This is a genomic window from Lentzea sp. NPDC058436 (genome assembly GCF_042721515.1).
In the GTDB taxonomy this organism is placed as follows: Bacteria; Actinomycetota; Actinomycetes; order Mycobacteriales; family Pseudonocardiaceae; genus Lentzea.
The window spans coordinates 595,007-620,919 of record NZ_JBHXLF010000002.1; the positions used below are offsets into that span (position 1 = coordinate 595,007).

Below are 25,913 nucleotides of genomic sequence, written 5' to 3' on the forward strand. Positions count from 1 at the left end.
AGCTTCGGGAGTGGAGTTGCGGATACCGGCCAGGCGCGTGCTCGCGGACGACGTCTACGAGCAGATCCGTGCCCTGATCATGAGCGACGGCATGGCGCCGGGCGCCCGCGTGAACATAGACGAGCTGGCCCGCCGCCTGGACGTGTCCCCGACCCCTGTCCGCGAAGCCCTCGCCCGCCTTGAGTCCGAGGAACTGGTCAGCAGGCTCCCGTTGCGCGGCTACAGCGTTACGGACCTGCTGAACCGCAAGCAGGTGGACGACCTCTACGCCCTGCGCCTGCTGCTCGAACCGCCGTCCGCGGCACTGGCGGCGGTGCGGATGACCCGTGAGTTCGCGGCCGAGATCGAGGAGGAGCTCGCGACCTGCCCGGCCGCCCCCGCGGACAACGCGTACGACGACTACAAGAACCTCACCGCCCACGACCAGCGCCTGCACGAGCTGATCCTGCGGATCGCCGGGAACGAGGCCGTGCTGCAGTCGTTCGCGAAGACGCACTGCCACCTGCACCTGTTCCGGCTGAACTTCCAGCAGCCGTTCGGGGTGCAGACGATCACCGAGCACCGGGCGATCGTGGACGCGCTGGTCGCGGGGGACCCGGAGGCGGCGAGTGCGGCGATGACCGCGCACCTGGAGATCGCGCGGGCCCGGTTGCTGGACCGCATGTAGTCGTTGCGTAGCCGCCGCATCTACGCAACGACTACCGACGCGAACGACCCCGCCCGGCCGCGACGCTACTCCCGTGACAACACGAACCGCGCCGACGCGACCGGCCCAGGCGGTGGTCCTCGCCTCCGCCACCCTCACCATCATGGCTGCGGCCATCATCGCCCCGAGCCTGCCCGCGATGGGCGAGGTGTACGGCCAGGAGGTCCTGGTCAAGCTCGCCCTCACCATCACCTCGCTGGCCATCGCGGTGAGCGCGCCATTGGCGGGCCTCGCCGCCGACCGGACCGGCCGCAAGCCGCTCCTGACCGGGAGCCTCGTCCTGTACGCCCTCGCGGGAACGGCTGGCTACTTCGTCACCAGCCTGCCGGTCCTCCTCGGCACCAGAGCCCTGCTGGGACTGGCGGTGGGCGGCGTCATGACCTCCGTCAGCGCCCTGATCACGGACTGGTTCGAGGGCGAGAGCCGCACGAGGTTCCTCGGCTACCAGCAGGCGGCGGCGAGCTTGGGCGGTGTGGTGTTCCTGCCACTGGCGGGAGTCCTGGCCGGCGTCGACTGGCGGCTGCCGTTCTGGCTCTACAGCGTGGCGGCCGCGATCGCGCTGGCGGCAGCACTGACACCCACCGGTGAACGTCCAGCCGCGACGAAGGCCACGACCACGGCCGGATTTCCGCGGAAGGCCATCGGGATCTACCTGATGGCGCTCACGGCCACCCTCGTCTTCTACATGGCGCCGACGCAGCTCCCGTTCCTGCTGCGAGAACTGAACGCCGACACCACCACGATCGGCGCGGTGATCGCGGGCAGCACCCTGACCAGCGTCGTGGGAGCCCTGGTCTTCCCGAAGCTCAGGACCACGAAGATCACCGCCATCAGCGTCGCACTGCTGGGCGCGGGCTGGTTGATCATCGGCGCGGCGAACGGGATCGCGCTGATCACCGCCGGTCTGCTCCTCGGCGGGTTCGGAGTGGGGCTGGTCGTGCCGAACCTCAACACCACCCTCGCCGGTCTCGCGGAACCGGAGCAGCGCGGCCGCGTGCTGAGCGGGCTCGTCGCCGGCATCTTCCTCGGCCAGTTCCTGTCACCGCTCGTCGTCGCACCCCTGATCGAGGCCACGGGCATCGCGCAAGCGTTCGCGTGGACCGGGATCGCCACCACCGTCGCAGGGGCGGCACTCGCCCTGACGTACAAGGAGAACTGACATGATCTACCACGGCAACCGCCTGACGCTGCGCAAGGACGCCTCGCCCGAGCAGATCGAGGAGGCGCTGGAGAGCCTGCGCAACCAGGGGCGCGTGATCCCGTCCGTGAAGTCCTTTGTGGTCGGACGCGACTACGGCGGCGAGTACGAGTGGGGCGCCACGTTCGTCATCGAGGACCTCGAAGGGTACTGGGAGTACCTGATCCACCCCGCGCACCGCAACACCGACCGGGTCGGGTTGCCGCTGGTGGACAAGTTCGCCTCGTTCGACATCACCGACGACGAGGACCCCGAGATGGGCGCGAAGATCGCCGCCCTGCACCAGAAGCGCTACGACAGCGACCCCGAGCTCACCAAGCTGGTGTCGGACCTCGGCGAGTACACGGGCAGCGCCGCCCCCGGCCAGCACGGAGAGAAGTGATGAGCGACCTGGTCAACGACTGGCTGGAGTTCTGGAACGGCGATCTCGCCCGCGCCGGGCAGATCGTCCACGAGGACTTCGTGTGGCACGTGGCGCCGCTGACCGGCGGGCCGTCGCAGGACCACAGTGGACGGCAGGCGCTCGTCGAGTGGGTGAAGGGCTCCCACGAGAACATGCCGGGGCTCAAGTTCAGCATCGAGGTCGGGCCGATCGTGCAGGACCCGTTCCACGTCGTGCGCTGGTTCGCCGAGGCCGGCGCGGTCTCCTTCCACGGTACGGACATCCTCCGCGTCGAGGACGGCAGGATCGCCGAGTACTGGCTCAACGCGGACGGCCTGTGGGCGGCTCAGCAGCTCGGCATCATGCCGAGGAGCTGAACAGGCCGGCCAGCTGGCGGCGGGAGTTGATGCCCACCTTGCGGTAGATGTTCCGCAGGTGGGCATCCACCGTGCGGGGGCTCAGGAACAGCCGCGCGGCGACCTCCTTGGACGTCGCGCCGGTCGCCACCAGCCGGGCGATGTGCGTCTCCTGCATCGTCAGCTCGTCGGTGGCCTGGGCGGACCGGCTGCGCGCGACCTCGCCGGTGGCCTGCAGTTCCAGTGCCGCCCGCGCCGCGAAGGCCTCCATCCCGATGGAGGACGACAGTTCGTGCGCCGCACGCAGTTGAGCGCGAGCGTCGACGCGACGGCCGGCCCGGCGCAACCACTCGCCGTACACCAGGTGGGTCCGTGCGAGATGGGGCCGGGCCGCGGACGTCTCCAGCAACCGCAAGGCCGAGACGAACGACGACTCCTCGCCCATGACGAGGGCACGCGAGCAGGCCGCGACACCGGACGCCCACGGGGTGTCGCAGGGAGAAGTCCGGGAGACCAGGTCCTCCAACGCCTCCGCGGCGACGGCCGTCTCACCGCACCGCATCGCCGCCTCGATCAGTTCTGGCAGCGCCATCCCGGTGAGGTACAGGTCGCCCGGCGCGACCGCCTCCCGAGCCGCGGCCAGTGCCACCGGGTACTCGCCGAGCCCGTTGTGCAGCACGGCGGACGCCCAGTGCACATTCGCGACCAGCAGCCCCTCCCGTCGGGACGCCTCCCGCAGCGTGTCGGAGGACTCGGCCAGCACCTCGTCCCTCCGGCCGCGCATCGCCGCCAGGTGCAACCGCGGATACCGCAGCGGAGGCATTCCCACGGCGTCCGCGACGGCCTCTTCCTCCGCGATCGCGGACACGGCCCTGCCGAACTCGCCGGTGAGCACCGCGCGCGTCGCCACCTGCGCGAGCCCGAGCCGCAGCACGAACGGCGACCCGGAGTCCCGTCCGGTCTTCACCAGCCAGTCCGTCACCGACGAGTGCACGCCGGTGTCCCACAGCTCGCCCGCGAGCATCGTCGCCAGCGCGGGATGCCGCGTCCACGCGTCGCCGGAGAACACCTGGCGCAGCAGGGGAACGGCGGCCGCGTGTCCCTCGTCGGCGAGGAGCACCAACGCCTCCAACGCGTCCGAGCCGCGTTCCAGCGTCCGGGCCTCGCGCACCACGGCCTCCATCACGCCGCTCGGGCGTCCGAACGCGAGCGCGATCTCCAACGCGTCCAGCACACCGTCCCGTGCGGACGGACCGCTCATCCGGCGAGCCGCCCGCAGCACGAAGGACGGCCCGTCGTTCGACCTGGTGCGAACGAAGGCGATCCGGCCGCGCAGGAGGTCGGCCTCCGGGTCGTCCGCGGCGAACGTCGTGAGCAGCTCGGCGGCGACGTCGACCGCCCCCGCGTCGAGCTTCGCCGCAGCCGCGGCCAGCGTGCGATCCGCCCGCAGACCGGGGTCCAGCGACAACGCTGCCGCCCGCTCCAGGAACGCCGCCGCGGCAGCCACCCCGCCCCGCGCACGAGCCCGCTCGGCCGAGCGCTCCAGCTCCGCTGCCAGCGAGTCGTCCGGTCCGGTGCCGGCCTGCGCGCGGTGCCACACCCGCCGGTCGGGATCGCTCGACGGATCGGTGGCGGCGGCCAGCGCGAGGTGCGCCGACTGGCGTTCGGCGGGAGAAGCGGCCAGGTAGACGGCGGACCGGGCGAGCGGGTGGCAGAACCGCACCCGCGTGGAGAGGCCGACCAGTCCGGACGCCTCGGCCTCCACCCCGGCCGACGCGACGTCGATGCCGAGCTCGGCCGCCGCCGCCCACAGCAGACCGGGTTCTCCGGTCGGATCGGCGCCGGCGACGGTCAGCAGCAGCCGCGCGCCGGAGGGCAGGGCCGCCCACCGGTCCTGGAAGCTGCGCTCGATCCGGCTCGGCACCGACGCCACGTCCGGCAGCGCGAACCCGCCTGCCTTGGGCAGTTCCAGCAGTGCCAAGGGGTTGCCGCGCGCCTCGGCGAGCAGTCGTTCCCGCACCTTGTCGTCGACCACCGCGACCGGCCCTGACGACAGCAACGCGCGTGCCTCGGCGTCGGCCAGTCCGCGCAGCTCCAGGCCGGGCAGCTCGTCCAGCAGCGAACGCGCCCACGGCTGCCGGGCGGCGAACACGAGCACGACGGGTTCGGAGGCCAGCCGCCGTCCGAGGAACGCGAAGACCCGCGCCGACGCCTCGTCCAGCCAGTGGGCGTCGTCGAGCAGGCACAGCACCGGCTGCTCCTGGCCGCCGAGCAGGTCCAGCGCGGCCATGCCGACGCGCAGGACGTCGGGCTTGCCGTTCGCCAGCCCGAACGCGACGTCGAGCGCCTCGCGGTGGTGCCCGGTCAGCGAGCCGAGCAACGGCAGGCACAACTGGTGCAGCGCGGCGTACGGCAGTTCGGTCTCGAACTCCGACCCGGACGCCTCCAGCACGCGGAACCCGGACGCCGACTCCCGCACGTGGTCGAGCAGGGCGCTCTTGCCCATGCCCGCCTCGCCGCGCAGCACCAGCGCGCCACCACGCCCTTCCCTGGCGGCGGCGAGCATCCCGGACAGACAACTGATCTCGTCGTCACGTCCGAGGAGCGGAGGTGCGGTCAGCGCGTCCATGTGCCCAACCGTAGGCGTCTCCTGTCCAGTTCAGAGTCCAATTGAGACGGCGGCGGGAAAACGGGCTTCGCGTGCCCTGGTTTCGAGCTGCGCGACCGGCAGCGCCGCCTCGGTGGACACGAGGACCACGTTGCCGGGTCCCGTTCCCGCCAACACCCCCAGATCGGCGATCACCAACGGAACGCCGAACTTGGCACTAACGACGTCGATCAGCCTGGTGGTGACGGACAAATCGGGCTGGTCGACCACGTTCACGACGTACGTGCGGGATCCCGTCAACGCGTCGGCGACGTGCTGCTGGAACTCCGCGCTCGCGAGTTCCTCAGGCAGGCCAACGGCTTCGACCACGACCAGGTCGAGATCACGCGCGGTGCGAATCGAGTCCGCTCCGTTCCCGGCGCGCACGGAGATCCCGGTGGGAACCGGGAGATGGGCGTTGACCAGGTCGACCATCGCCTCGTCGGCGTCCACGACGAGCTGGTCGGAGCCGCGGCGGACGTGCTGGACGTAGCGCGGCAGACTTCCCGCCGCACCGCCGACGTGCAGGGCGTTCACCGGACCCGGCGGCAGCGCGTCCACCACGTCCGCGATCCTGCGCGTCACCCCGAACGGCAGGTTGGCGGGGTCCAGCAGGTCCACATAGGACCGTGGAGTGCCGTCGACGCTGATCAGCCAGGCTTCTCGGCGGTCGCGGTCCTGTTCGACGTCGGCCATCCCGGAACGCACGCGGCGGCGTTCGACGGTCTCGAATCGCATGGTGACCATGATGGCTGTTGAGACGCTCAAGTGGTGGGCGAACGAAGTGCTTCTGTGGGAGCGTGTGCCGCGCATGCGGACATGACTGTCTTCAACAGGGGGTACGGACAGAATGAAGCAGCGAAGGCTGAGCCTTGCGCTGGCGGGTGCCGCCAGTCTGGTCTTCCTCGTCGGCACGTCGACGGCGCAGCCGCCGGCGCCCGTCGCCGTGCAGGACGGACCGACGTACGTCTACCGCGTTCCCGCGCCGCTCGGGCAGAAGGCGCAGGACCTGCTCGCGCGCGGGTTCGACGTGCTGGAGCAGCGCGACGGCGACGACCTGTTCGTGCTCGGCTCGAAGGTCACGCACACCAGGCTGAGCGAGGCCGGGTACACCGGCGCGGTCGAGTCCGTGATGGCGCCGCCGTCGTCCACGGCGAAGACGCAGGGCCACGGGATCAACGAGACGTACTACGGGGGATATCGCACGATCAAGGCCCACTACGCCCACCTCGACCAGGTGGCGGGCCGGTACCCGCGCCTTGCGACCGTCGTCGACTACGGCGACTCGTGGCGCAAGACCCAGGGCGCCGGCGGACACGACCTCAAGGCCGTCTGCATCACGAAGAGGGGCCCCGGCGACTGCCGGCTGAACCCGAACGCCCGCAAGCCGAGGATGGTCGTCTCCGGCCAGATCCACGCCCGCGAGATCACGACGGGCGACATGGCGTGGCGGTGGATCGACCACCTGACCCAGGGCTACGGCAAGGACCGCGAGGTCACCTCGTTGCTCGACACGACCGAGGTGTGGGTCGTGCCGATCGCGAACCCGGACGGCGTGCAGATCGTCCAGTCGGGCGGCGACTCGCCGAAGCTGCAACGCAAGAACGCGAACTACACCAACGGCCCGAGGCAGTGCCCGACGACCGAGGACCCGAACGCCCAGATCGGCATCGACGTCAACCGGAACTTCGACGCGCAGTGGGGCGACAACGGCACGTCGGCCGACCCGTGCCACCAGATCTACCGCGGCCCGAGCCCCGACTCCGAGGTGGAGACGAAGGCGCTGGAGAAGCTCTTCCGCGGCCTCTTCGCGGACATGCGCGGACCCGGCGTGAACGACCCGGCGGACCCGAAGACGCGCGGCATGGTGATCACCATGCACTCCGCCCTCAACGTCGTCCTGCTGCCGTGGGGCTACACGACCACGCCGTCGCCGAACGACGGGCCACTGCGCGCGATGGCGAAGGACATGGCCCAGCTCGCGGGTCCGGACTGGCAGTACGGCCAGCCCGGTGAGCTGCTCTACACCGCGGGCGGCTCGATCGACGACTGGGTGTACGGCGAGCTCGGCGTCCCGCACTACACGTGGGAGATCGGCAACTGGCAGGGCGAGTGCGCAGGGTTCCTGCCCGCCTACTCCTGCCAGGACGGGCACTGGGCGAAGGTCAAGCCGATGCTGACCTACGCCACGAAGAAGGCGGCCAACCCGTACGTGGGCTGATTTCGCTACTCCAACCGGGTGTGGCCGGTCACATCGTGTTTGGCCACACCCCGCAGGGGTATCCGCGCGCCATGAGCATCGAGCCCGGCATCGACATCGAGATCGACTTCGACGATTCCGCCGTGCGCGATGTGCGCCATTACCTGGGGCAGGTCGTCACAGGGCTCGGTCTGCGCGGTGACAGCTCGTGCGCCGACATGGAGCCGATGGTCACCGCGTACGTGGCCCTGGACGGACGGCTGCCCGACTTCCCGGAGCACTACGTGGCGCTCGTCTGGAACGAGCTGACCGGGTGGGCCGTGGCCGTCGAGGACCGGATCGGGGAGCTCGTGGAGGTCGCCCGGCTGGTCGGCGACCCACGACCCGCGCCGGACGCCGTCGTCAGCTGGGTGTCCGGGCTGCTGCACGAGGAGCAGGGCAGGGCCAACCGCGACTTCGCCGCGTTCGTGCCGTCGCAGCGGGCGGTTCTCTCGTAGTTTGGCCTGCGGAGGACGCGGGTAGCCGGTGCCGCGTCAAGCAGTCGGCGCGCCATGTCCCCGGCTGTTTCCGAAGGCGGCAAGCACATGCGTTCCAGCGCACTCGACCGAGCGATCCGCGAGGCTCTCGCGCTCATCCGCGTCACGGCGGGCAGTGACCTCGCCGAGCAGATCGAGCGGGCGCGCAAGTGCCTGGCCCGAGCCGTGTCGGACTCGCCGGAGGCGCCGCAGCGGGCGTTGATGCACGTCGCGGCTGCGGACGAGCACTTGGAGTACGGGGAGTTGATGGAGGCCCGCACGCTGCTGACGGCGGCACGGTCGTTCCTCCCCGGTGCGCGGGCCGCGGTTCCGGCCCGCGCTTGAGAGAGGCTTAGTCCGGCGGTTCGCTCTCGTCCTCGGTCGTCTCCTGCGGGATTTCGGGCTCCTCGACGTCGAGGTCGTCGAGACTCGGCGTGCCGGGCGAATGAGGCGCTTCGGGGTTGATCGGATCGGTCATGTCGTGCGGTTACCCGCACGACATGACCTCAAGCTCCTACGCCGGCACCGTCCACCGCTGGTTCGCGCCGCCCGTGCAGGACCAGATCTGCAGCTTCGCGCCGTCCGCCGTGTTGTTGCCTATGACGTCGAGGCACTTGTTGCTGCCGACGTTGACCAGCGTGCCGCCCGACGCCGTCCACCGCTGGTTCGGGCCGCCGAAGCAGTCCCAGAGCTGGACCGGCGACCCGTCCGCCGTGCCGTTGCCGGTCACGTCGAGGCACTTGCCCAGGCCGCGCACCGTGCCGTCGGACGCCAGGGTCCACGTCTGGTTCGGGCCGCTGAAGCAGCTCCACAGCTGCGGCAGGTTCCCGTTCGCGGTCGAGCCGTCGGTGACGTCGAGGCACTTGCCGCCCAGGCCCGTGATGGCGCCGGTGCGGCCCGTCGGGGGCTGACCCGGGTCGAGCGTGCCGGGCCACGTGAACGTCGCCATCGCGCCTGCCGGGAGGTTGTAGCCGAACGTCTGGCCGTTGTACTGCACCCGGAAGTTCTGCTGGCCGCCCGAGTTCAGCGCGACGAGCACGATCTGGCCGTTCGGGTTGCGGAACGCGACGTTCTGCACGCCGCCCTCGCCGTAGCCGGTCGAGTCGATGCGGACCGCGCCGGGCTGCACGAACTTCGACAGGTGGCCGAGGACGTAGTACTCGGCGTTGTACATGACGTTGCCGCCGTTGGTCGTGACGACGCCGGTGCAGTTGGTGCAGCTGCCGATCACCGGGCCGTTGTTCTGGTCCAGCGCCATGTTCCAGATCGCGACCGACCGCGCGTGGTTGCGCGTCGCGCCGATGGCGAGGTTGATGCCCTGCCAGCGCAACGTGTCGCGGAACGTCGCCGCGTCGTTGGCCGACTTCGTGCCGGAGCACTCGGTGAAGAAGATGTCCTTGCCGGGCTGGTTGTTCTTCACGACGGACTGGCCGCTCGGGTTGCCGCCGTAGCAGTGCCACGCGGAGCCGATCACGTTGTTGCCGGCGCCGTTGTTCACGACCTGGGCGTAGTTCGTGTCGTCCCAGTTGTGGTCGTAGCCCAGCAGACGCGCCTGCTCACCGGCCGCGCGCAGCTTCGGCACCAGGGTGTTGATGACGTTGACCTGCTGCTGCGCCGACATCCTCATGCCGGGGTAGCCCGGCGGTTCGAAGTTCGGCTCGTTCTGCACGCTCAGGTAGTCGATCGGGATGCCGGCGGCCTTGTACGCCTGCGCGAACTTGACCAGGTAGTCGGCGTAGACGCCGATCCGGCTGTCGTTGAGCGAGCCCTGGATGAGGTTGTTGTTGTTCTTCATCCACGCCGGCGCGCTCCACGGCGTCGCCATCACGGCGACCTGCGGGTTGAGCTGCTTGGCCTGCTGCAACAGCGGCAGGATGTACGGCCTGTCGTGGTCGATGGAGAACCGCGACAGCGACGGGTCCGCCGCGCCGTCGTTGTAGGTGTAGAAGCTGCGCGAGAAGTCCGTCGCGCCGATCGGCTGGCGGATGAAGCTCATGCCGATGCCGTTGTTCTTGTCGAACAGGTTGTTCATGATCTCGTTGCGGCGCGGGGAGTTGAAGATGTTCCACGCCGCCGCGTCCGTGAACGACGCGCCGAAGCCCACCATCGACTGGTAGGTGGAGTTCGGGTTCACGGTGATCGTCGGCCCGGTGCCACCCGAGCCGAACGCCACGTCCGCTTGCTTGGTCAGCTGGGCCGACCTGTCACCCGTGGTCAGCCACACGCTCGCGTTGGTCGCCGCGGTGGCGGACGGGGAGACCAGTGTGGACCCCGCCGTCACCACGGCTGCTGCGATCGCGATACCGCGCCAACGTTGTGTCACCTTTGACATAAGCGCTCCTTGCAGGGGTTGGGCGCCCGACAGCGGTAATTCAGTTGTAGAGCCGGAAATCGGAGATGCTCCACCAGTTGTTCGCGGCCCCGGTGGACGTGATGCGGACGTACCGCGCGCTGGTGCGGCGGACGTCGACGTTGGTCAGCTGGCCGACGCCCTCGCCGGACGCGATCCTGCGCCAGCTCGTGCCGTTGTCGCTGACCGAGAGCTCCCAGTTGCGGGCGTAGTCGCCGAGGTTGCCACCGGAGTCGATCGCCACGCGGCGGAAGTCCTTGCGGCGCCCCAGATCGACCTGCAGGAACTGGCCGGGCGCCTGGGCCCCGTTGTTCGACCAGCGGGTCGACGCGTCGTCGTCGATCGCGAGCGCGCCGTCAGGAGAGGCGGTCGCGCCCTTCAGCGACACGGCGTCGAGCTTGCTGCGGAGCTGGCTGGTCCAGGTGAACGTCGCCAGCGCGCCGCCGGGCAGGGTGTACTCGAACGTGCGGTCACCGACGTTGACGGCGAACGAGCGCGGGTCGTCGTTCTGGTTGTGCACCACCAAAGCCGTGGAACCGTCCGGGTTGCGGAACGCGGCGTCCATGGTCTGGCCGTTCCAGCCGGTGGTGCCGAACGACGTGCTGGCGATCCGGCGCGCGCCGGGCTTCACGAACTTCGAGAGGTGCCCGATGGTGTAGTACTCGGCGTCGGTGACGACCGACCCGTCCGGCTGCACGGTGACGAGGCCGGTGCACGTGCCGCAACCACCGAGGTGCGGGCCGCCGGTGCTGTCGAGCGCGATGTTCCAGTTGACCGCGCTGCGCGCCCAGTTGCGGGTGGTGCCGAGGACGACGTTGCGGGCGTGCCAGCGCAGGGTGTCGCTGAAGACCTTGGCGGGCGGGTCGTCGACGCCCTTGGAGCCCGAGCACTCGGTGAACCAGATCCCCTTGTCCGGGAAGGCGTCGTGCAACGCGGTCTGCGCGCTCGGGTCGCCGTAGTAGCAGTGGTAGGCCGTGCCCGCGACCCACTTCGCGGCCTTGGACCGCAGGATCTGGTACGGGTAGTCGGCTTCCGCCGTGCCGTCGTTGGGGTGAGTGGCCCAGTTGTGGTCGAAGCCGAGGATCTTGGTGCGCGGGCTGGCGAGCCTGAGCTTCGGGCCGAGCGCCTCGATCACCTTCACCTGCGCGGCGACGCCCATGTCCGTGCCGGGGTAGGCGTCGGGCTTGCGGTTCTGCGGCTCGTTCTGCACGGACAGGAAGTCGACCGGCACACCGGCACGTGCGTACGCCTGCACGAACTTCACGAGGTAGCGCGCGTAGGCGTCGTAGATCTTCGGGTCGTCCTTGAGCTTGCCTCCGACGAGCGAGTCGTTTTCCTTCATCCACGCCGGCGGGCTCCACGGCGTGGCCATGACCTTGAGGCGCGGGTTGAGGCGCTTCGCCTCGCGCAGCAACGGAAGGATCTTCGCCTCGTCGTGGCGGATGCTGAAGTGCCTGAGCGGGAAGTCGGTCTGCCCGGCCGGCACGTCGTCGTAGGTGTAGTGCTCCTGCGCCGCCGTGAAGTCGGACGACCCGACGGGCTGGCGCAGGAAGCTGACACCGATGCCGCTGTTCGGGTCGAACAGCTTGCGCATGGTCTCCGCGCGCACGGCCGAGGGGAGACCCGCGAGCAGTTCGGCGGACGAGTCCGTGATGGAGGCGCCGAAGCCGTCGACCTCCTGGTAGCGGCGGTCGGGGTCGACCACGATCGTCGGGTGCGCCGACTCGCTCGTGCCGAACGCGACGCGCGGCCGTTCGTGCAGCAGCTCCGCGCGGTCCGGAGTCGTGACGAAGACGCGGACCTGCGGCGGCGCGGAGGCCTCTGCGGTCGGCACGGCGGTGAGACCGAGGACCAGGGCCACGATCGCGGTTCGTCTCATGTAACACCCATCCATCACTGTGAAACGTCAGCTTTCAGGATGAAACACCCGGTCGTTGCGACGGTCAATGGTCTGGAGGATTTCCGGTACATTGACCTGGTGGAACGCAAGATCGAGAACGTGAAACAGCGCGCGAGCCTGCGGGACATCGCGGCGGAGACGGGCGTCTCGATCGCGACCGTCTCCCGCGTGCTCAACGATCACGTCAACGTGGCCCAGCGAACCCGTGACCTGGTGCTCCAGGCCGTCGAACGGCGCAGGCAGGACGTTGCCGCGTCCAGGACCCGCACGATCTACGTCCGCTGCCCGTACGTCCTCACCGACTACTTCGGGCTGATCGTCTCCTCGATCGCCGACGCGCTGAAACTGCACGGCCTGCGGCTGGTGCTGGACGCGGGGGAGTCCGGCCAGGGCTCCGGCGCGTTGCGCGACCTGCCCGCCGCGGCCGACGTCGACGGCGCGATCCTCATCCTGCCGCCGGAGGAGGGCGACGAGCTCGTCGCGTTGTCCCAGGCGGGTTACCCGTTCGTCGTGGTCGACCCGCGCGTCCTGCCGCTGCCCGACATCGCCTCGGTGTCGGCCGCGCACTTCGCGGGAGCGCGCGCGGTGGCGGACCACCTCATCGAACTGGGGCACCGGGACATCGCGGTGATCGCCGGGCCGGAGGAGTGGCTGGCCGGTGACGCCCGCCTGGCCGGGCACCGCGCGTCCCTGGCTCAGGCAGGAGTGCTGCTCACGCCGGATCGCCTGCGGCACGTGGAACCCACCACGACGCACGGCAGGATGGCCGCGGAGGAGTTGCTGGCGCTGGAACCCAGGCCCACCGCGATCGTGTGCTTCAACGACAAGGTCGCCGTCGGCACGTTGCGGGCGGCTCGCGAACGCGGGCTGCGGGTGCCGGAGGACCTGTCGGTGGCCGGGTTCGACGACATCGACCTGGCGGAGGCGACCTCACCGCCGCTCACGACCGTGCGGCAACCGTTGCAGGAGATGGGACGCATCGCCGTGACGCAGCTGATGCGGGTGCTGGACGGGCACGAGCCCGAGGCGTTGCACATCGAGCTGGCGACGACGCTGGTGGTGCGCGGTTCCACGGCCGCCCGTCAGTGAACGACGGCCCAGGCGCGCGTGACGGTCTCGCTGTCATCCCGCGAGGTGCTGTCGAGAACCTCGGCGACCACGGTGGTTCCGTTGGCGCGCAAGGCAGCCGTCTCCTTGGCGGACTCCCCGGCCGAGGCCCAGAGCGCCAGCATGATCACCACGACGACGAGCATGCCCAGCTCCCACAACGCGATCGCCCACCACGGTTCGTCGGAGAAGGCGAGCACGGCCATGCCGCCGGCCAGCGCGGCGATCGTGACCCCGGACAACACGCGCTGCGCCAAAGCCGAACGCGGGCTCGTCAGGACGACCTCAGCGGGATTCGTGGTCACCGGCCGATGGTAGAGCGCCGATGACCACGAACTCGCTGCCTTTAGGGGCGCAGCGTCACCGACTGGCCCTTCCGCAGGCTGATCTTCTTCTTCCAACGGCCGAAGCGCACCTCGGTCTCCGTGCCGCCGACGCTGCGGACGGTCGCGGTGGTCACCTTGCCGTTCCTCCACGCCAGGTCGACGGTGAACCCGCCGCGCGCGCCGATCCCGGTGACCGAGCCCGTCTTCCACGCCGAGGGCAGCGCGGGCAGCAGTTCGATCACGCCCGGCCGCGCGTACAGCAGCATCTCCAGCATCGCGGCCGGAGCGCCCAGGTTCGCGTCGATCTGGAAGATGGACCGGTCACCGAAGCTGTACATGTCGAAGAAGTTCGGCGCCGTGCCGTTCGCGTGGTCGATCGACGGCCGGATGACCTTCTGGAACAGCTCGTACGACCGGTCGGCGTCCTTCAGCCGCGCCCAGCACGCCGCCCGCCACGCGAGGCCCCAGCCGAAGCTCTCCATGCCGCGGGTGATCAGGTGCTGCTTCACGCCGTCGAGGACCGCGGCGGGGGAGTCGTCGCGGTTGATCCGGTCGCCGGGGAAGAAGCCGACGAGCGGCGACAGGTGCCGGTGCGTGGTCTCGCCGAGGTCGTCGGGCGACATCCACTCCTGCAGCATGCCGGTCTTCTGGCTGACGACCGGCAGGTACAGCCTTTCCCGCAGCGCCGACATCCTGCGGCCGTAGGACTGGTCGCGGCGCAGCACGTCCGTCGCGGTGCGGTACGTGCCGAACAGGTGGTGCACCAGCTCCTGGTTGTACGTGTTGCCGCGGGTGTCCTGCGGGCCGTGCTCCGGCGACCAGTCGTGGTCGTCGACCAGGCCCTGTGGCGTCTCGACCAGGCGTGCCTCCCAGAACTCGCAGGCGCCCTTGAGCAACGGGTAGATCTTGGCCAGGTAGTCGCGGTCGAGCGTGTACTCGTAGTGCTCGAACAACGACATGCACAGCCACGCGTTGCCGCCGGGGTGCCACCACCAGCCGCTGCCGCCGTAGATGTTGGTGGAGAAGGCGACCGCCCACCCGGCCACGCGGTTGTTGGTGTTGCGGAACCGGTTGCGCTCGTCCTGGTACACCGCCTGCGTGGTGTTCGTCCACGCCGGCAGCTGCGCCACGCAGTAGTTCGCCAGCGCGTCGAACGTGTCCGACAGCGCGGCCCTGTCCGCGAGCCAGTAGTTCATCTGGATGTTGATGTCGGTGTGGTAGTCGCTGTACCAGTCGGGCGTGTTGTTCGACAGCCACAGGCCCTGGAGGTTGATCGGCAGGTTGTCGCGCGAGCCCGTGATGGCGAGGAAGCGGCCGAACTGCAGGTAGCTCGCCTCCAGTTCCGGGTCGGGGGCGGGGTTCGCGGCCCTGGCCTGGAGCCGGGTCCACGTGTCCATCGCGCGCTGGGCGTCGGTGGAACGGCCGAGGTCGACCTTCTGCCGGTCGTACTTCTTGCGGTAGTCGGCGACGTGCGTGCGCAGCAATGCGTCGGCCTTCGCGCGCACGTTCGCCTTCTGCAGTGCGAGCTTCGCGGGTTCGAGGAGCGGGTCCAGGAAGCCCCGGGAGGCGTCCGGGACGTAGTTCGTGCCGCCGGAGAACACGATCACCAGGTCGGAGCAGCCGGTGAAGGCGATCTTCGCACCGTCCACTTCGACCGTTCCATCAGGACTGAACGCCGTCACGACGCCGCTGTACGCCAGCTTGTTCGGGAACGAGCCGGTGAAGACGGCCGCGGTGTGCGGCGCGTCGCCCACGGACGGTTCCCCGTGCGCGCCGACGAGGTCGACGGTGCCGGACTGGTTCGGGCCGACGAGCCGGACGACCACCACGTCGTCCGGGTGGCTGGAGTAGATCTCGCGGCGGTACTGCTTGCCGCCGTGGGTGTACCTCGTGGTGACGAGGCCGTTGCTCAGGTCGAGCTCGCGGCGGTAGTTCGTGGCGCCGGCGTGGCCAGGGACGGTGACGTAGAGCTTGGCCAGCATGGAGAACGTGCCGAAGTGCGTGGAGTCGTACGGCAGCTGGCCGTCGCCTTCGAGGGTGTCGTTCAGCTCGCCGGTCCACAGCGTGACGTCGGTGAGGTAGAGGAAGTCCTTCTCGACGCCACCGCCGACGAGTGCGCCCAGCCGGCCGTTGCCGATCGGGAGACCCTGTTCGATGATCTTCGCCTCGTCGGCGGGGGCGGGGTACCAGAGGGTGGTGGGGTTGGGGGCGAGCGGGTTGCCGGAGGGCCGGTGGGGTTCGGCGTGGGCGGAGAACGCGGGCAGGACCATGGCCCCCAGTCCTAACGCTCCTGCGGACCTGAGGAAAGTGCGGCGTGAGGTCATCGGTGAACTCCTGGCTCGGTCAGGGGGCGGTCAGGCTGGACACGTGCACGGCGTCGTCCGGACCGCGCACCGCGACCCACGTCGTGCCGTTCGCACCGGCCGCGCCACCCACAGCGCCGGTCAGCGCGTTGCTGACGAACTGGTCGCGCTTGAACCACCAGGTGCCCGCGCCGTTGACGAGGTCCTGCTGCCAGAGCGTGTAGTCGCTGCCCCGCACGAAGACGTTGACCCGGTCGCCGTTCGCGACCGCCGTCGGGCTGCCGCTGATCACGCCGCCCAGCGAGGTCCACGCGGACCAGCCGTTCGCGGTGCGCCTGCGGTACCAGGCGGAGTCGTCCTGCAGCCGGACCACGACGAACGTGCCGGACGCGACCGTCGCCGCCGAGGGCCTGCCGTAGATCTGCTGGTTGCCGGGAGAGCCGACCGAGGTCCAGGTGCTGTTGTTCCTGTCGCGCGTCCAGACCCGGCCGTCGGCGCCACGGCCGAACAGGCTCCAACTGTCGGGGCCGCTGAACGCCACCGACACCGAGTCGGTCAGCGTGCCGCCGAGCGAGGTCCAGTTGCCCCACTTGCCGTTGGTGTAAGTGCGTTGGTACGCGACGTTGTCCGTGCCGCGGACGAAGAGGTCGACGCGGCCGTTCGGACTCGCGAACGCCGAGGGCTGGCCGAGGATCTGGCCGCCACGCGGACCACCGAGCACGACCCAGTTGCGCCACTCGCCGTTGACCATCGACCGTTGGGTGAGGCGGCCCGACCTGTCGCGGGCGAACGTGGCCATCGTCCTGTCGTCCCAGCGGATCAGGGCAGGGCTGGCCGAGGTCTCGCCGCCGAGGTCGGTGCCGGGGACGGCGGTCTCGCCGCGCAGCTTGAGGAACGCGGTGCCGTGCGCGGGAACCGTGACGGTGTAGGCGCCTGTCGCGGTACCGCGGTCGGCGCGAGCACGCAGGTCGCGGATCGAGATGGCGCCCCTGAGACCGGTGTCGGCGAGGTTGATCGTGAACTCGGAGGGCTGGTCGTTGCGGTTGAGCACCGCCACGGCCCGTTCTCCCTTGCCGGACAACACCTTGCTGTACACGTCGACGTTGTTCGACCCCGCGACGCGCACGCCCTGGATCGCGAGCGGGTCCTGGTCGACCGCGATGATCTCGGGGTTCTTCAGCGTCTCGATCATCGACGGCGGCAGCGTGCGCGGGTCGGAGCCGATGATCAGCGGCGAGGCCATCACCGACCACATGACGAGCTGTGAGGTCGACTCCTCCTCGTTGAGCTCGTACGTGCCCTGCTCCGTCTTGCGCATCGGGATCAGGTAGTCGGGGTCGTTGTAGTGACCGGGACCCTGCGCGCCGGGCCGGTAGAGGTTGCGGTCCATGTTGCGCAGCACGTCGCGCCAGATGCCCTCGTACGGCGTGCCGAACGCGACGTCCGTGCTGGTGCGCCACGAGTCGCCGACGCGCGGCCCGTACGTGTAGGCCACGTACGCGGTCTGGTCCCAGCGGTGCGGCACGCTCCACTCGTCCGTGACCGGGTTGCAGAGGTTGAGGATCATCTTCCGTCCGGCCTTCCGCACCGCCGCGGAGAACTGCGTGAAGGCGACGGCCGGGTCCATGTTCTGCGCGATGCCGCACAGGAAGTCGATCTTGATGGCGTCGAACTCCCACCCGGCGAACTGCTTCGCGTCGGCCTCGTAGTACCCGCCACCGCTGCCGGCCGCGCAGTTCTTGCCGTCCCACGCGCCCGCGTCGGTGTAGATGCCCGCCTTCAAACCCTTGGCGTGCAACGTGTCCACCAACTTGTCGAAGCCGGACGGGAATCGCGCGGGATCGGGCACGAGCGAACCCTTGGCGTCGCGAGGCGGACTGGCGTTCCACCCGCCGTCGATCCACACGATGTCGTACCCGGCCTTCGCGAGGCCGCTGCTGACGAGGTGGTCGGCGACCCCGAGCACCTTCTCCTCCGACGCCGCGCCCACGGCGAAGTAGGAGTTCCACCCCATGTACGGGGTGCGTGCGAGGCCGGAGTCGTAGTAGGTGGGGGCGCCCTGGTCGACACCGGCGTGCTCCACGGGGGATGGTGCGGCATCGGCAGCCGCCGTGGGCGCGAGCAGCGCCAAGGCGATGGTGGCCACGGACAGCAGGGTTCTCGGCATACCCGTACCTCTCGTCGTCGAGTGGCTGAAGTGTGCTGCGGTCGTCCGATCGCGTCAAGAATAAATACTAAATTAAGTTTAGAAATCCCTGCGCCCGTCCGTACCGTACAGCGCTCCGACCTATGACAACGAGACAAGTTGACCAACGATCGTCCGTGGATGTGAATCTGCAGCTAGACGCACTGATGCCCGCACTCGGCGATCGAGTGCGGGCATCATGTGATCCGAGGTGTGGCGGTCAGGGCACCACGAGCACCGGCCAGTGGCCCGACCGGATCAGCCGCGTCGCCACCGACCCGGCGAACCGGTGCCCGGCCTGCTGCGAGGCCCCGACGACCACCATGTCGGCCTGGCACTGGTCGGCCGAGTCGCGCAGCACCGTGACCGGGTCGCCGAACGCCTTCACGAACGTCACCGGCACGTCGAGCTCCTCCGCGAACTGCCGGGCCTGGTCGCGCAGTTCGGCGTACAGGTGGGCGGTGGCCTCGTGTTCGAAGACCGACGCGGCGGCGGGGCTCAGTGCAGCCAGGGACGAGTGGCACGCCACGAACGTGACGACCAGTCGTGCTCCCTGGCGGCGGGCGAGGCCGAACGCCGAGGCTGCCGCGCGCATCGCCGTGTCGGAGCCGTCCAGGCCGACCATGATGGTCCGCGACGACGGCAGGGGAGCGGGACCGAAGCAGTCCACTGTGGACTCGAAGGCGTTGTTCAGGCCGGCGCTCATGGTGTCCCCCTCGGTTATCGCGCGACCGCTGAGTCTGCTTCCTTCTTCTCGAGATCGATCGTCGTGCGCAACGTGATCGGCTTGAGCAGCAGTGCCGCGATGATGCCGATCACGCCGACCGCGGCGGAGATCAGGAAGATGTGCGCCGTCGCGTCGCCGTAGACGGTGTGCACGATCGTCTGGACCTCGGGCGGGAGAGCGGCGAGGTTCAACGCGCTGGTGCTGCCGGTCGACTGGCCCGCCGGCACGTGCAGCGCGGTGGAGAGGTCGGCCGTCACGCGGTTGGCGAGGACGGCGCCGAGCACCGAGACGCCGATCGTGCCGCCCAGCGAGCGGAAGAACGTGACCGTCGCGCTGGCGGCGCCCAGTTCGCTCAGGGGCACGCTGTTCTGCACGGCCAGCACGAGGTTCTGCATCGTCATGCCGACGCCGATGCCCACGACGGCCATCGCGACGCCGACGATCCACAGAGCGGTGGCGTGGTCGACGAAGCCCAGGCCGAGGAAGCCGAGCACCAGGGTCACGGTGCCCGCGACGATGTACGGCTTGATCCTGCCGGTGCGGCTGATCAGGCGGCCGGAGATCGTGGACGACACCAGCACGCCCGCCATCAGCGGGATGGTCAGCAGGCCCGCCTCCGTCGGCGAGTAGCCGCGGCCGATCTGGAAGTACTGGCCGAGGAACACCGCGCCGCCGAACATGGCCATGCCGACCGCGAGGCTCGCGATGATGGCGAGCGCGGGGGTGCGCTGGACGACGATGTGCAGCGGCACGACGGGTTCCTCGACCCGCCGTTCCACGGCCACCGCGATGCCGAGCAGCACGACGCCGGCGCCGGCCATGAGCGCGGTCTCCCACGACAGCCAGTCGAACGAGTTGCCGACGAACGAGACCCAGATCAGCAGCACGCTCACGCCAGCGGCGATGAGCACGGCTCCGAGGTAGTCGATCTTGACGTTCTGACGGCGCACGGTTTCGAGCTTCAGCGTGGCCTGCAGCACGACGAACGCGATCACCGAGATCGGCACGGCGACCCAGAAGCACCAGCGCCAGCCGAGCCACGACACGTCGACGATGAGACCGCCGAGCAGGGGGCCACCGACCGTCGCCACGGCCATGACCGCGCCGAGGTAGCCGTTGTAGCGGCCGCGCTCGCGCGGCGGGATGATCGCGGCGATCACGACCTGCACCAGTGCCTGGAGGCCGCCGACGCCGAGGCCCTGGAACGCGCGGGCGGCGATGAGCTGTCCGGTGTCCTGGGCGAAGCCGCTGAGCAGCGAGCCGATCACGAAGATCACGATCGCGGCCTGGACCAGCGTCTTCTTGTTGAACAGGTCGGCGAGCTTGCCCCAGATCGGGGTCGTGGCCGTCGCCGCCAGCAGGGTGGCGGTGACCACCCAGGTGTACTGCGTCTGCGTGCCGTTCAGCGAGCCGATGATCCGCGGCAGCGCGGTGGAGACCACCGTGGAGCTGACCATGGCCACGAACAGCGCGAGCAACAGCCCGGACAGCGACTCGAGCACCTGCCGGTGCCCCATCGCCTGAGTCTCGATCTTCACGTCTCGCCCCTTCGTCACCCTAATTCTTGCGCGTCGTGCAAATTTGCGCAATGAGCAACGTACACCCGCTAGGCTGATCGGCATGGAGACGCTCACCACGCTGCGCGAGCACAAGAAGGCGGAGACCCGCCGGTCGCTGGCCGCGGCGGCGTTGCGGCTCGCCATGGAACGCGGGCTGGACGGGGTGACGGTCGAGGAGATCGCGGACGAGGCCGGGGTGTCGCGCAGGACGTTCTCCAACTACTTCACCAGCAAGGAGGACGCGGTCGTCGCCGCCGACCGCGAGCGGATCAGGGCGCTGGTCACCCTGGTCGCGGCCCGGCCGGCGGACGAGGGGCCGTGGCAGGCCCTGCGCGCGTCCACCGCCGAGCTCTACCGCGACCGGCCGCTCCCGGACGTCGAGTGGATCGAGCAGCTGCGGCTGCTGCGCCGGCACCCGTCGCTGATCGCCCGGCAGGCGGGCGACCAGGTCGCGCTCGAACGGGACCTGACCGCCGTGCTGGTGCACCGCGAGCCGGACGAGGAGGTCGCCAGGCTGATGGCGGCGACGTTCCTCGCCACGATCCGCACCGGCATCGCGCTGTGGCTGGAGGGTGCCGGCGAGCAGCGGCTGCCCGACCTCGTCGACCGGTTGCTGAGCCGCGTGAGCGTTCAGGGCACGTAGACCTGCCCGGTCTGCCGCCCCTCGATCGACCTGACGTACGCCCGCACGACCTCGGCGAGCGGCACCGGCTTCATGCCGGGGAAGTAGTCGCCGTACTTGTCGAGCGACTCGGTGAACACCGTCGGGCTGACGGCGTTGATCCGCTGCGGGGCGATCTCGATGGCGGCGGCGCGCACGAACGCCTCCACCGCGCCGTTCACCAGTGCGGCGGCCGCGCCGGTGACGATCGGTTCCCGCGCCAGCACGCCCGTGATCAGCGTGAACGACTCGGCCACGTGCGCGAGCCCTTCCCGGACGAGTGCGACCTGCGACAGGACCTTGCCGGTCACCCCCGCCTGGTAGTCCTCGATCGTCAGGTCCCGCAGCGGCCGGAACGGGACGTGCCCCGCGGCCGACGCGACGGCGTCGACCTGGCCGACGGTCTGGTACAGCTGGGCCACCTGGGCCGGGTCGGTGACGTCGAACTGGAGGTCGCCCCCGGTGCGGGAGACGGTCACGACGTCGTGCTTGCGTTCGGCGAGCCCCTCGTGCACCGCGTTGCCCAGCGTGCCGGTCGCTCCTACGAGCAGAATTCTCATGCCACCGACGCTAGGTCGGCTCCGGACAGCAGTGAAATGCCGTTCGTGCAGCACTTATGATCGGTGGTCATGAATGTCGAGCTGCGTCACCTGCGAGCGCTGGCCGCGATCGGCGACCACCGCTCGATCACGGCGGCCGCCCTCGCGCTGCACGTCACGCAGCCCGCGCTCTCCCGCACGCTCGACCAGTTGGAGCGGCGCATCGGCGTGCGGCTGGTCGAACGCACCACCCGGCACGTCGCCCTGACCGAACCGGGCCGCCGCCTGTGGGAGCACAGCCACCGCATCCTCACCTCGCTCGACACGGCGCTGGCCGAGGCCACCAGACCCCAGCCGATCAGGCTCACCTTCGCCTGGGCGGCGCTCGGCCGGTTCACCATCCCGTTCCTGCGCGAGTGGAGGGCGGCGCACCCGGACGTCCTGGTGCGCATCCGCCGCGCCGACGACCCGGAGGCGGCGCTGCGGCGGGGCGACGCGGACATCGCGGTCCTGCGCACCAGCCCGGCGCAGGCCGGTGTCGACCACGTGGCGCTGATCGAGGAACCGCGGGTCGCGGCCGTGGCGGACGACCACCCGCTGGCGACCCGCGACGCCCTGGTGCTCGCCGACCTGGTGGGCGAGTGCGTGGCGGTCTGCGAGACGGCGGCCACGACCAGCGCCGACCTCTGGCCGTCCGGGGCGAGGCCGCGCACCGTGGACGTGCCGGGCGTGGTCGAGTGGCTGACGTCGATCGCGACCGGGACGACGGTCGGGGTCACGGCGGCCGGGACCAGCCACCACCACCCGCACCCCGGCGTGACCTACCTGCCGCTGACCGACGCCGACCCGATCGTCGTGCACCTGGCGTGGCCGGCGGCGGCACCGCACCCGTCGACGAGTGCGTTCATCGCACTGGCGCAGCGCCATCTGGCCGCCACAACCGAAGTTGGAGCATAGCCGCGAACCGCGCGTTCGGATCGCCGAGATCGATCTCCCCGACCTCCGACAACCGCCGCAGCCGGTACCGGAAGGTGTTGGGGTGCACGAAAACGGCGGCGGACGCGGCGGCCACGTCGCCGAACGCGTCGAGCCACGCGCCGAGCGTCTCGACCAGGCAGGCGTGGTGCTTGCGGTCGTAGTCGATCAGCCGCGCGACCGGTCCCGTCAGACTGTCCCCGCGTTCGGCGATCAGGTCCGACAGTTCCAGCAGCAGCCCTTCGCTGTGCACGTCGGACACCCGCGCGACCGGCAGCGAGGAGCGCCCGGCCCGCAGCACCCGCAGAACGAGGTCCGCACCGGCCCGTGACCGCGACAGCGTCAGTCCGTCGGAGACCTCGCCGACACCGACCACCACGTGGTTCCCGATGCGGTTGCGGAAGTCCGCGGCGATCCGCATGGCCCTGACCTCGGACTTCGCGGGCAGGATCGCGTAGGCGACGTCACCGATCAACGCGGCGGCGGCGCGCGGGTGCACGGCCGTCAGGTGCATGGCGAACGCGTCGGCGACCTGCTGGCGTTCGGCCAGGAGACGGGCGTGCGCGGCCGGGTCGTCGCCGTGCGAGTGGGACAACGCCAGTGCCAGCACGACGCAGTCCTGGTCGGCCAGACCGAGCCGCCGCACCGCCTCCGCCGCGCCGGCACCTCCCTCCACGGCGGTCGAGACCAGGTCCGCGCGCAGCCGGCGTTCGACGTCGGCGCCCGCGCGCTGCCGCATCATGTGCAACGCCACCAGCTTCGCCGCGTCGCGGAAGGCGGCGGTGCTGTCCTTTGACAGCGGCGAACGCACCGCGGCCCAGATCGAGCCGAGGAACTCGTCACCCGCCCGCACCGCCACGGCGACGCGAGGCAGGCAGAACGACCCGTCGTCCGCGGGCAGCTCCTCGATGGTCACGGGTTCGTCGCTGCGGTAGAGCTGCTGGAACACCCCTCGCGCCTCCAGCAGCTGCGAGTACCGAGCCGGCACCTGCCTGCCGAGGATCGTCTCGACGCGCGACGGGTCCGCCTCGTCCTGGCGGCCGGAGAACGCGAGCACGCGAGAGCTGCGGTCCTCGATCGTCACCGGGGCGGTGATCAGCGACGCCACGGCGTTGGCCAGCGCGAACAGGTCACCGGCAGGCACACCGCCGAAGGTCTCCGACGGGTCGACCTCACCCTCGGCGAGCAGCGAGCGGAGCATCGCGGCGAGCTGCGTCCACGACGCGCCAGGCGCCAGTCCGAGCAACGCGACGCCGGAACGGTCCACCACCGCGGCCAGTTCCTCGGTGACGACGACCGGGCCGCGCACGACGAGCGCGACCGCGCCTTCCGCGCCCAGCGCGTCGAGGACCTCCGCCGGGTCCCGCACGCCGACGCCCAGCACCAGCGCGGACGGCGGCAGCACCTGGTCGTCGTCCGGGTCGTGGATCACGACGCCGCCGACGTGGGCCGACCGGCCGGGGTCTCCGCGCACGAGGTCGATCAGGGTGGTGCCCAGGTCGTCCAGGACGCGGGTGAGGCCTGTTCGCGGGCTCATGCCTTCACCTTGCCAACTGTCTACAAGGGAATCCAAGTGGTGTTGGCCAATTGGAACCACCCAGGAGTAGCGGACGTTCTCTGTCCTCTTCTGGTGACATCGTCGTTCTCATCGCCGGACGACACCGGTGCACCACCGCTGCCGAGGGACTGTCGGCGCCGCCATCCACCGCAGGAGAACGAATGCGAACCCGTCCGCTCGGACGTTCCGGCATCCAGGTCAGCCCTTATGTCCTGGGCACGATGATGTTCGGCCCGTACGGCAATCCCGACCCCGACGCCTGCGTCCGCATCGTGCACCGCGCCCTCGACGCCGGCATCAACATGATCGACACGGCGGACGTCTACGGTGACGGCGAGTCGGAGAAGATCGTCGGCAAGGCACTGCGAGGACGCCGCGACGACGTCGTCCTCGCCACGAAGTTCAACGGCCCCATGGGCGCCGACGCCAACCAGCGCGGCAGCTCCCGCCGCTGGATCGTCACCGCCGTCGAAGGATCGTTGCGTCGCCTCGGGGTCGACCACATCGACCTCTACCAAGCCCACCACCCCGAACCCGGCACCGACGTGGAGGAAACCCTCGCCGCGCTGACCGACCTGCTTCGCGCCGGCAAGATCCGCGCCATCGGTCACTCCAACTTGCCCGCCTCGGACATCGTTGACGCCCAATGGGTTGCTGAGCGGCGAGGGCTCGCCCGCTTCCGCACCGAGCAACCGCACTACTCCATCCTCAACCGCGAGATCGAACGCGAGATCCTCCCGGTCTGCCAGCGCTTCGGGCTCGGTGTGCTGGTGTGGAGCCCGCTCGCGATGGGCCTGCTCGCGGGCCGCCTGCGCAGGGGCAACGCCGAGACCGCCTCAGCCGGCCGCCTGCACTGGGCCCGCCGGCACATGACCGACGAGCGCAAGCTCGACGCCGTGGAAGCGCTCGCCCAGGTCGCCGACCAAGCCGGACTCTCGTTGCCACACCTCGCACTGGCGTTCGTGACCGGCCATCCCGCGGTCACCTCCGCGATCATCGGCCCCCGCACCCTCGACCAGCTCGACGACCTCGTCGCGGGAGCGGACACGCTCCTCGCCGACGACGTGCTCGACCGCATCGACGAGATCGTGCCGCCGGGTACCGACGTCGGCCCGATCGACGTGGCCTACGCCCCGCCGTCGATCACCCAGCCCGGTCTCCGGCGCCGCACCGTCGACACCCGCGCGGCACGGCAACTACCCACGCAGTGACGCCCTGAAGTGCCCACACCACCACAAGAACAGAAGGAAGAGAACAATGTTCGCCGTTGTGTCCGAGATCAACTGGATCGCCGTCGCCGTGTCCACGGTCGTGCTCGCCGGCCTGGGCGCCGTGTACTTCATGTTCGTCATCCCGCGGCAGTACGCCAGTGCGCTCGGCCGTGAGAACGCGCCGGCTCCCGAACGTCGCACCGTCGACGGGATCGGCCCGCTGGTGTGCACTGTGGTCAACGTGCTGACCAGCGGGCTGCTGTTCGCCGCGTTGCGCATCACCTCCGTCGGTGACGCGCTCGCGTTCGGCGTGATCGTCGGCGTCGGGTACCTCGCCGCGATGACCTTCAACATCGCGATCAACCCGAACTTCCCGCATCCGCTGCGCTACGGCGTCCTCAACGCGCCGTACTTCCTCGTCGGCAGCGTTATCACCAGCCTCGCCCTCGTCCTGATCTGACACCGTCCCGGACGGACGACAGAAACGCAGATGCCGCTGAAGATCGGT

Annotated in this window: 24 protein-coding genes; 12 read left to right on the plus strand and 12 right to left on the minus strand. The window is 70.0% G+C overall.

Annotated elements, in window-relative coordinates; genetic code table 11:
- Positions 1-10 precede the first annotated feature (10 nt).
- The 4 genes from ACFWN2_RS10275 to ACFWN2_RS10290 all read left to right on the plus strand — a co-directional run bounded on the left by ACFWN2_RS10275 (position 11) and on the right by ACFWN2_RS10290 (position 2,663).
- Positions 11-667, plus strand: coding sequence for a GntR family transcriptional regulator (locus tag ACFWN2_RS10275; RefSeq protein WP_382426416.1), 657 nt, complete (start codon positions 11-13; stop codon positions 665-667).
- A 73-nt stretch (positions 668-740) separates the two neighbouring features.
- Positions 741-1,865, plus strand: a complete 1,125-nt coding sequence (locus ACFWN2_RS10280; protein WP_382426417.1) for an MFS transporter — start codon at positions 741-743, stop codon at positions 1,863-1,865.
- 1 nt (position 1,866) lies between these two features.
- Entirely contained in the window at positions 1,867-2,286 is a 420-nt protein-coding gene (locus ACFWN2_RS10285) for a Dabb family protein (protein ID WP_382426418.1), read from the plus strand.
- The gene (locus tag ACFWN2_RS10290) at positions 2,286-2,663 is read left to right on the plus strand and encodes an ester cyclase (RefSeq protein WP_382426419.1); all 378 of its coding nucleotides are present in this window, start codon (positions 2,286-2,288) and stop codon (positions 2,661-2,663) included. Before ACFWN2_RS10285 ends, ACFWN2_RS10290 begins: the two co-directional genes overlap by 1 nt.
- Here the strand turns inward: ACFWN2_RS10290 and ACFWN2_RS10295 are convergent.
- Positions 2,647-5,271: an AAA family ATPase gene (locus ACFWN2_RS10295; protein WP_382426421.1), complete on the minus strand. Its 2,625-nt coding sequence runs from the start codon at positions 5,269-5,271 to the stop codon at positions 2,647-2,649. The genes ACFWN2_RS10290 and ACFWN2_RS10295 overlap by 17 nt on opposite strands.
- Before the next feature lie 30 nt (positions 5,272-5,301).
- Positions 5,302-6,027, minus strand: a complete 726-nt coding sequence (locus ACFWN2_RS10300; protein WP_382426423.1) for a spermidine synthase — start codon at positions 6,025-6,027, stop codon at positions 5,302-5,304.
- 112 nt (positions 6,028-6,139) lie between these two features.
- Here ACFWN2_RS10300 and ACFWN2_RS10305 point away from each other — a divergent pair, with 112 nt between their 5' ends.
- The 3 genes from ACFWN2_RS10305 (at position 6,140) to ACFWN2_RS10315 (ending at position 8,349) form a co-directional block, all read left to right on the plus strand.
- Positions 6,140-7,510 (plus strand): M14 family zinc carboxypeptidase, encoded by a 1,371-nt coding sequence (locus ACFWN2_RS10305; RefSeq protein ID WP_382426424.1) that lies wholly within the window; start codon positions 6,140-6,142, stop codon positions 7,508-7,510.
- A 71-nt stretch (positions 7,511-7,581) separates the two neighbouring features.
- Complete coding sequence (locus ACFWN2_RS10310) at positions 7,582-7,986, plus strand: DUF6292 family protein (protein ID WP_382426425.1); 405 nt, start codon at positions 7,582-7,584, stop codon at positions 7,984-7,986.
- 54 nt (positions 7,987-8,040) lie between these two features.
- The gene (locus tag ACFWN2_RS10315; RefSeq protein ID WP_382426426.1) at positions 8,041-8,349 is read left to right on the plus strand and encodes a hypothetical protein; all 309 of its coding nucleotides are present in this window, start codon (positions 8,041-8,043) and stop codon (positions 8,347-8,349) included.
- A 7-nt stretch (positions 8,350-8,356) separates the two neighbouring features.
- Here the strand turns inward: ACFWN2_RS10315 and ACFWN2_RS10320 are convergent, their stop codons facing one another.
- The 3 genes from ACFWN2_RS10320 to ACFWN2_RS10330 are packed head-to-tail and all read right to left on the minus strand — an operon-like array spanning position 8,357 to position 12,233.
- A complete protein-coding gene (locus tag ACFWN2_RS10320) occupies positions 8,357-8,482 on the minus strand; it encodes a hypothetical protein (protein ID WP_382426427.1) in 126 nt (41 codons plus the stop codon).
- 36 nt (positions 8,483-8,518) lie between these two features.
- A complete protein-coding gene (locus ACFWN2_RS10325) occupies positions 8,519-10,327 on the minus strand; it encodes a ricin-type beta-trefoil lectin domain protein (RefSeq protein ID WP_382426429.1) in 1,809 nt (602 codons plus the stop codon).
- 49 nt (positions 10,328-10,376) lie between these two features.
- On the minus strand, positions 10,377-12,233 hold the full coding sequence (locus ACFWN2_RS10330) for a discoidin domain-containing protein (RefSeq protein ID WP_382426431.1): 1,857 nt from the start codon (positions 12,231-12,233) through the stop codon (positions 10,377-10,379).
- A gap of 99 nt (positions 12,234-12,332) precedes the next feature.
- Between ACFWN2_RS10330 and ACFWN2_RS10335 the strand changes: the two genes are divergently transcribed.
- On the plus strand, positions 12,333-13,343 hold the full coding sequence (locus tag ACFWN2_RS10335) for a LacI family DNA-binding transcriptional regulator (protein ID WP_382426432.1): 1,011 nt from the start codon (positions 12,333-12,335) through the stop codon (positions 13,341-13,343).
- On the opposite strand, the gene ACFWN2_RS10340 is transcribed toward ACFWN2_RS10335, so the two are convergent.
- From ACFWN2_RS10340 to ACFWN2_RS10360, 5 genes are all read right to left on the minus strand, one after another.
- The gene (locus tag ACFWN2_RS10340; RefSeq protein WP_382426434.1) at positions 13,337-13,666 is read right to left on the minus strand and encodes a hypothetical protein; all 330 of its coding nucleotides are present in this window, start codon (positions 13,664-13,666) and stop codon (positions 13,337-13,339) included. The genes ACFWN2_RS10335 and ACFWN2_RS10340 overlap by 7 nt on opposite strands.
- A 41-nt stretch (positions 13,667-13,707) precedes the next feature.
- Entirely contained in the window at positions 13,708-16,011 is a 2,304-nt protein-coding gene (locus ACFWN2_RS10345; RefSeq protein WP_382426436.1) for a glycoside hydrolase N-terminal domain-containing protein, read from the minus strand.
- 19 nt (positions 16,012-16,030) lie between these two features.
- Positions 16,031-18,157: a hypothetical protein gene (locus tag ACFWN2_RS10350; protein WP_382426437.1), complete on the minus strand. Its 2,127-nt coding sequence runs from the start codon at positions 18,155-18,157 to the stop codon at positions 16,031-16,033.
- A gap of 238 nt (positions 18,158-18,395) precedes the next feature.
- On the minus strand, positions 18,396-18,881 hold the full coding sequence (locus ACFWN2_RS10355) for a universal stress protein (RefSeq protein WP_382426439.1): 486 nt from the start codon (positions 18,879-18,881) through the stop codon (positions 18,396-18,398).
- A 14-nt stretch (positions 18,882-18,895) separates the two neighbouring features.
- Positions 18,896-20,419 (minus strand): MDR family MFS transporter, encoded by a 1,524-nt coding sequence (locus tag ACFWN2_RS10360; protein ID WP_382427429.1) that lies wholly within the window; start codon positions 20,417-20,419, stop codon positions 18,896-18,898.
- 103 nt (positions 20,420-20,522) lie between these two features.
- Between ACFWN2_RS10360 and ACFWN2_RS10365 the strand changes: the two genes are divergently transcribed.
- Complete coding sequence (locus tag ACFWN2_RS10365; RefSeq protein WP_382426441.1) at positions 20,523-21,104, plus strand: TetR/AcrR family transcriptional regulator; 582 nt, start codon at positions 20,523-20,525, stop codon at positions 21,102-21,104.
- Here ACFWN2_RS10365 and ACFWN2_RS10370 read toward each other — a convergent pair.
- Positions 21,092-21,682, minus strand: coding sequence for a short chain dehydrogenase (locus ACFWN2_RS10370; protein WP_382426443.1), 591 nt, complete (start codon positions 21,680-21,682; stop codon positions 21,092-21,094). The genes ACFWN2_RS10365 and ACFWN2_RS10370 overlap by 13 nt on opposite strands.
- Positions 21,683-21,751: 69 nt before the next feature.
- Between ACFWN2_RS10370 and ACFWN2_RS10375 the strand changes: the two genes are divergently transcribed.
- On the plus strand, positions 21,752-22,618 hold the full coding sequence (locus tag ACFWN2_RS10375; protein ID WP_382426445.1) for a LysR substrate-binding domain-containing protein: 867 nt from the start codon (positions 21,752-21,754) through the stop codon (positions 22,616-22,618).
- Here ACFWN2_RS10375 and ACFWN2_RS10380 read toward each other — a convergent pair.
- A complete protein-coding gene (locus ACFWN2_RS10380) occupies positions 22,566-24,173 on the minus strand; it encodes a PucR family transcriptional regulator (RefSeq protein ID WP_382426447.1) in 1,608 nt (535 codons plus the stop codon). The genes ACFWN2_RS10375 and ACFWN2_RS10380 overlap by 53 nt on opposite strands.
- 182 nt (positions 24,174-24,355) lie before the next feature.
- On the opposite strand from ACFWN2_RS10380, the gene ACFWN2_RS10385 reads away from it, so the two are divergent.
- Entirely contained in the window at positions 24,356-25,405 is a 1,050-nt protein-coding gene (locus tag ACFWN2_RS10385; RefSeq protein WP_382426449.1) for an aldo/keto reductase, read from the plus strand.
- A 46-nt stretch (positions 25,406-25,451) separates the two neighbouring features.
- Positions 25,452-25,865, plus strand: a complete 414-nt coding sequence (locus tag ACFWN2_RS10390) for a DUF1761 domain-containing protein (protein ID WP_382426451.1) — start codon at positions 25,452-25,454, stop codon at positions 25,863-25,865.
- Positions 25,866-25,913 lie beyond the last annotated feature (48 nt).

Coding starts and splice junctions, on each gene's coding strand:
- ACFWN2_RS10305 (WP_382426424.1), top strand. CDS start 6,140: ATGAAGCAGCGAAGGCTGAGCCTTGCGCTGGCGGGTGCCGCCAGTCTG.
- ACFWN2_RS10360 (WP_382427429.1), bottom strand. CDS start 20,419: ATGGGGCACCGGCAGGTGCTCGAGTCGCTGTCCGGGCTGTTGCTCGCG.
- ACFWN2_RS10385 (WP_382426449.1), top strand. CDS start 24,356: ATGCGAACCCGTCCGCTCGGACGTTCCGGCATCCAGGTCAGCCCTTAT.
- ACFWN2_RS10370 (WP_382426443.1), bottom strand. CDS start 21,682: ATGAGAATTCTGCTCGTAGGAGCGACCGGCACGCTGGGCAACGCGGTG.
- ACFWN2_RS10345 (WP_382426436.1), bottom strand. CDS start 16,011: ATGACCTCACGCCGCACTTTCCTCAGGTCCGCAGGAGCGTTAGGACTG.
- ACFWN2_RS10285 (WP_382426418.1), top strand. CDS start 1,867: ATGATCTACCACGGCAACCGCCTGACGCTGCGCAAGGACGCCTCGCCC.
- ACFWN2_RS10365 (WP_382426441.1), top strand. CDS start 20,523: ATGGAGACGCTCACCACGCTGCGCGAGCACAAGAAGGCGGAGACCCGC.
- ACFWN2_RS10380 (WP_382426447.1), bottom strand. CDS start 24,173: ATGAGCCCGCGAACAGGCCTCACCCGCGTCCTGGACGACCTGGGCACC.
- ACFWN2_RS10375 (WP_382426445.1), top strand. CDS start 21,752: ATGAATGTCGAGCTGCGTCACCTGCGAGCGCTGGCCGCGATCGGCGAC.
- ACFWN2_RS10355 (WP_382426439.1), bottom strand. CDS start 18,881: ATGAGCGCCGGCCTGAACAACGCCTTCGAGTCCACAGTGGACTGCTTC.
- ACFWN2_RS10290 (WP_382426419.1), top strand. CDS start 2,286: ATGAGCGACCTGGTCAACGACTGGCTGGAGTTCTGGAACGGCGATCTC.
- ACFWN2_RS10315 (WP_382426426.1), top strand. CDS start 8,041: ATGTCCCCGGCTGTTTCCGAAGGCGGCAAGCACATGCGTTCCAGCGCA.
- ACFWN2_RS10295 (WP_382426421.1), bottom strand. CDS start 5,271: ATGGACGCGCTGACCGCACCTCCGCTCCTCGGACGTGACGACGAGATC.
- ACFWN2_RS10390 (WP_382426451.1), top strand. CDS start 25,452: ATGTTCGCCGTTGTGTCCGAGATCAACTGGATCGCCGTCGCCGTGTCC.
- ACFWN2_RS10300 (WP_382426423.1), bottom strand. CDS start 6,027: ATGCGATTCGAGACCGTCGAACGCCGCCGCGTGCGTTCCGGGATGGCC.
- ACFWN2_RS10320 (WP_382426427.1), bottom strand. CDS start 8,482: ATGACCGATCCGATCAACCCCGAAGCGCCTCATTCGCCCGGCACGCCG.
- ACFWN2_RS10310 (WP_382426425.1), top strand. CDS start 7,582: ATGAGCATCGAGCCCGGCATCGACATCGAGATCGACTTCGACGATTCC.
- ACFWN2_RS10350 (WP_382426437.1), bottom strand. CDS start 18,157: ATGCCGAGAACCCTGCTGTCCGTGGCCACCATCGCCTTGGCGCTGCTC.
- ACFWN2_RS10330 (WP_382426431.1), bottom strand. CDS start 12,233: ATGAGACGAACCGCGATCGTGGCCCTGGTCCTCGGTCTCACCGCCGTG.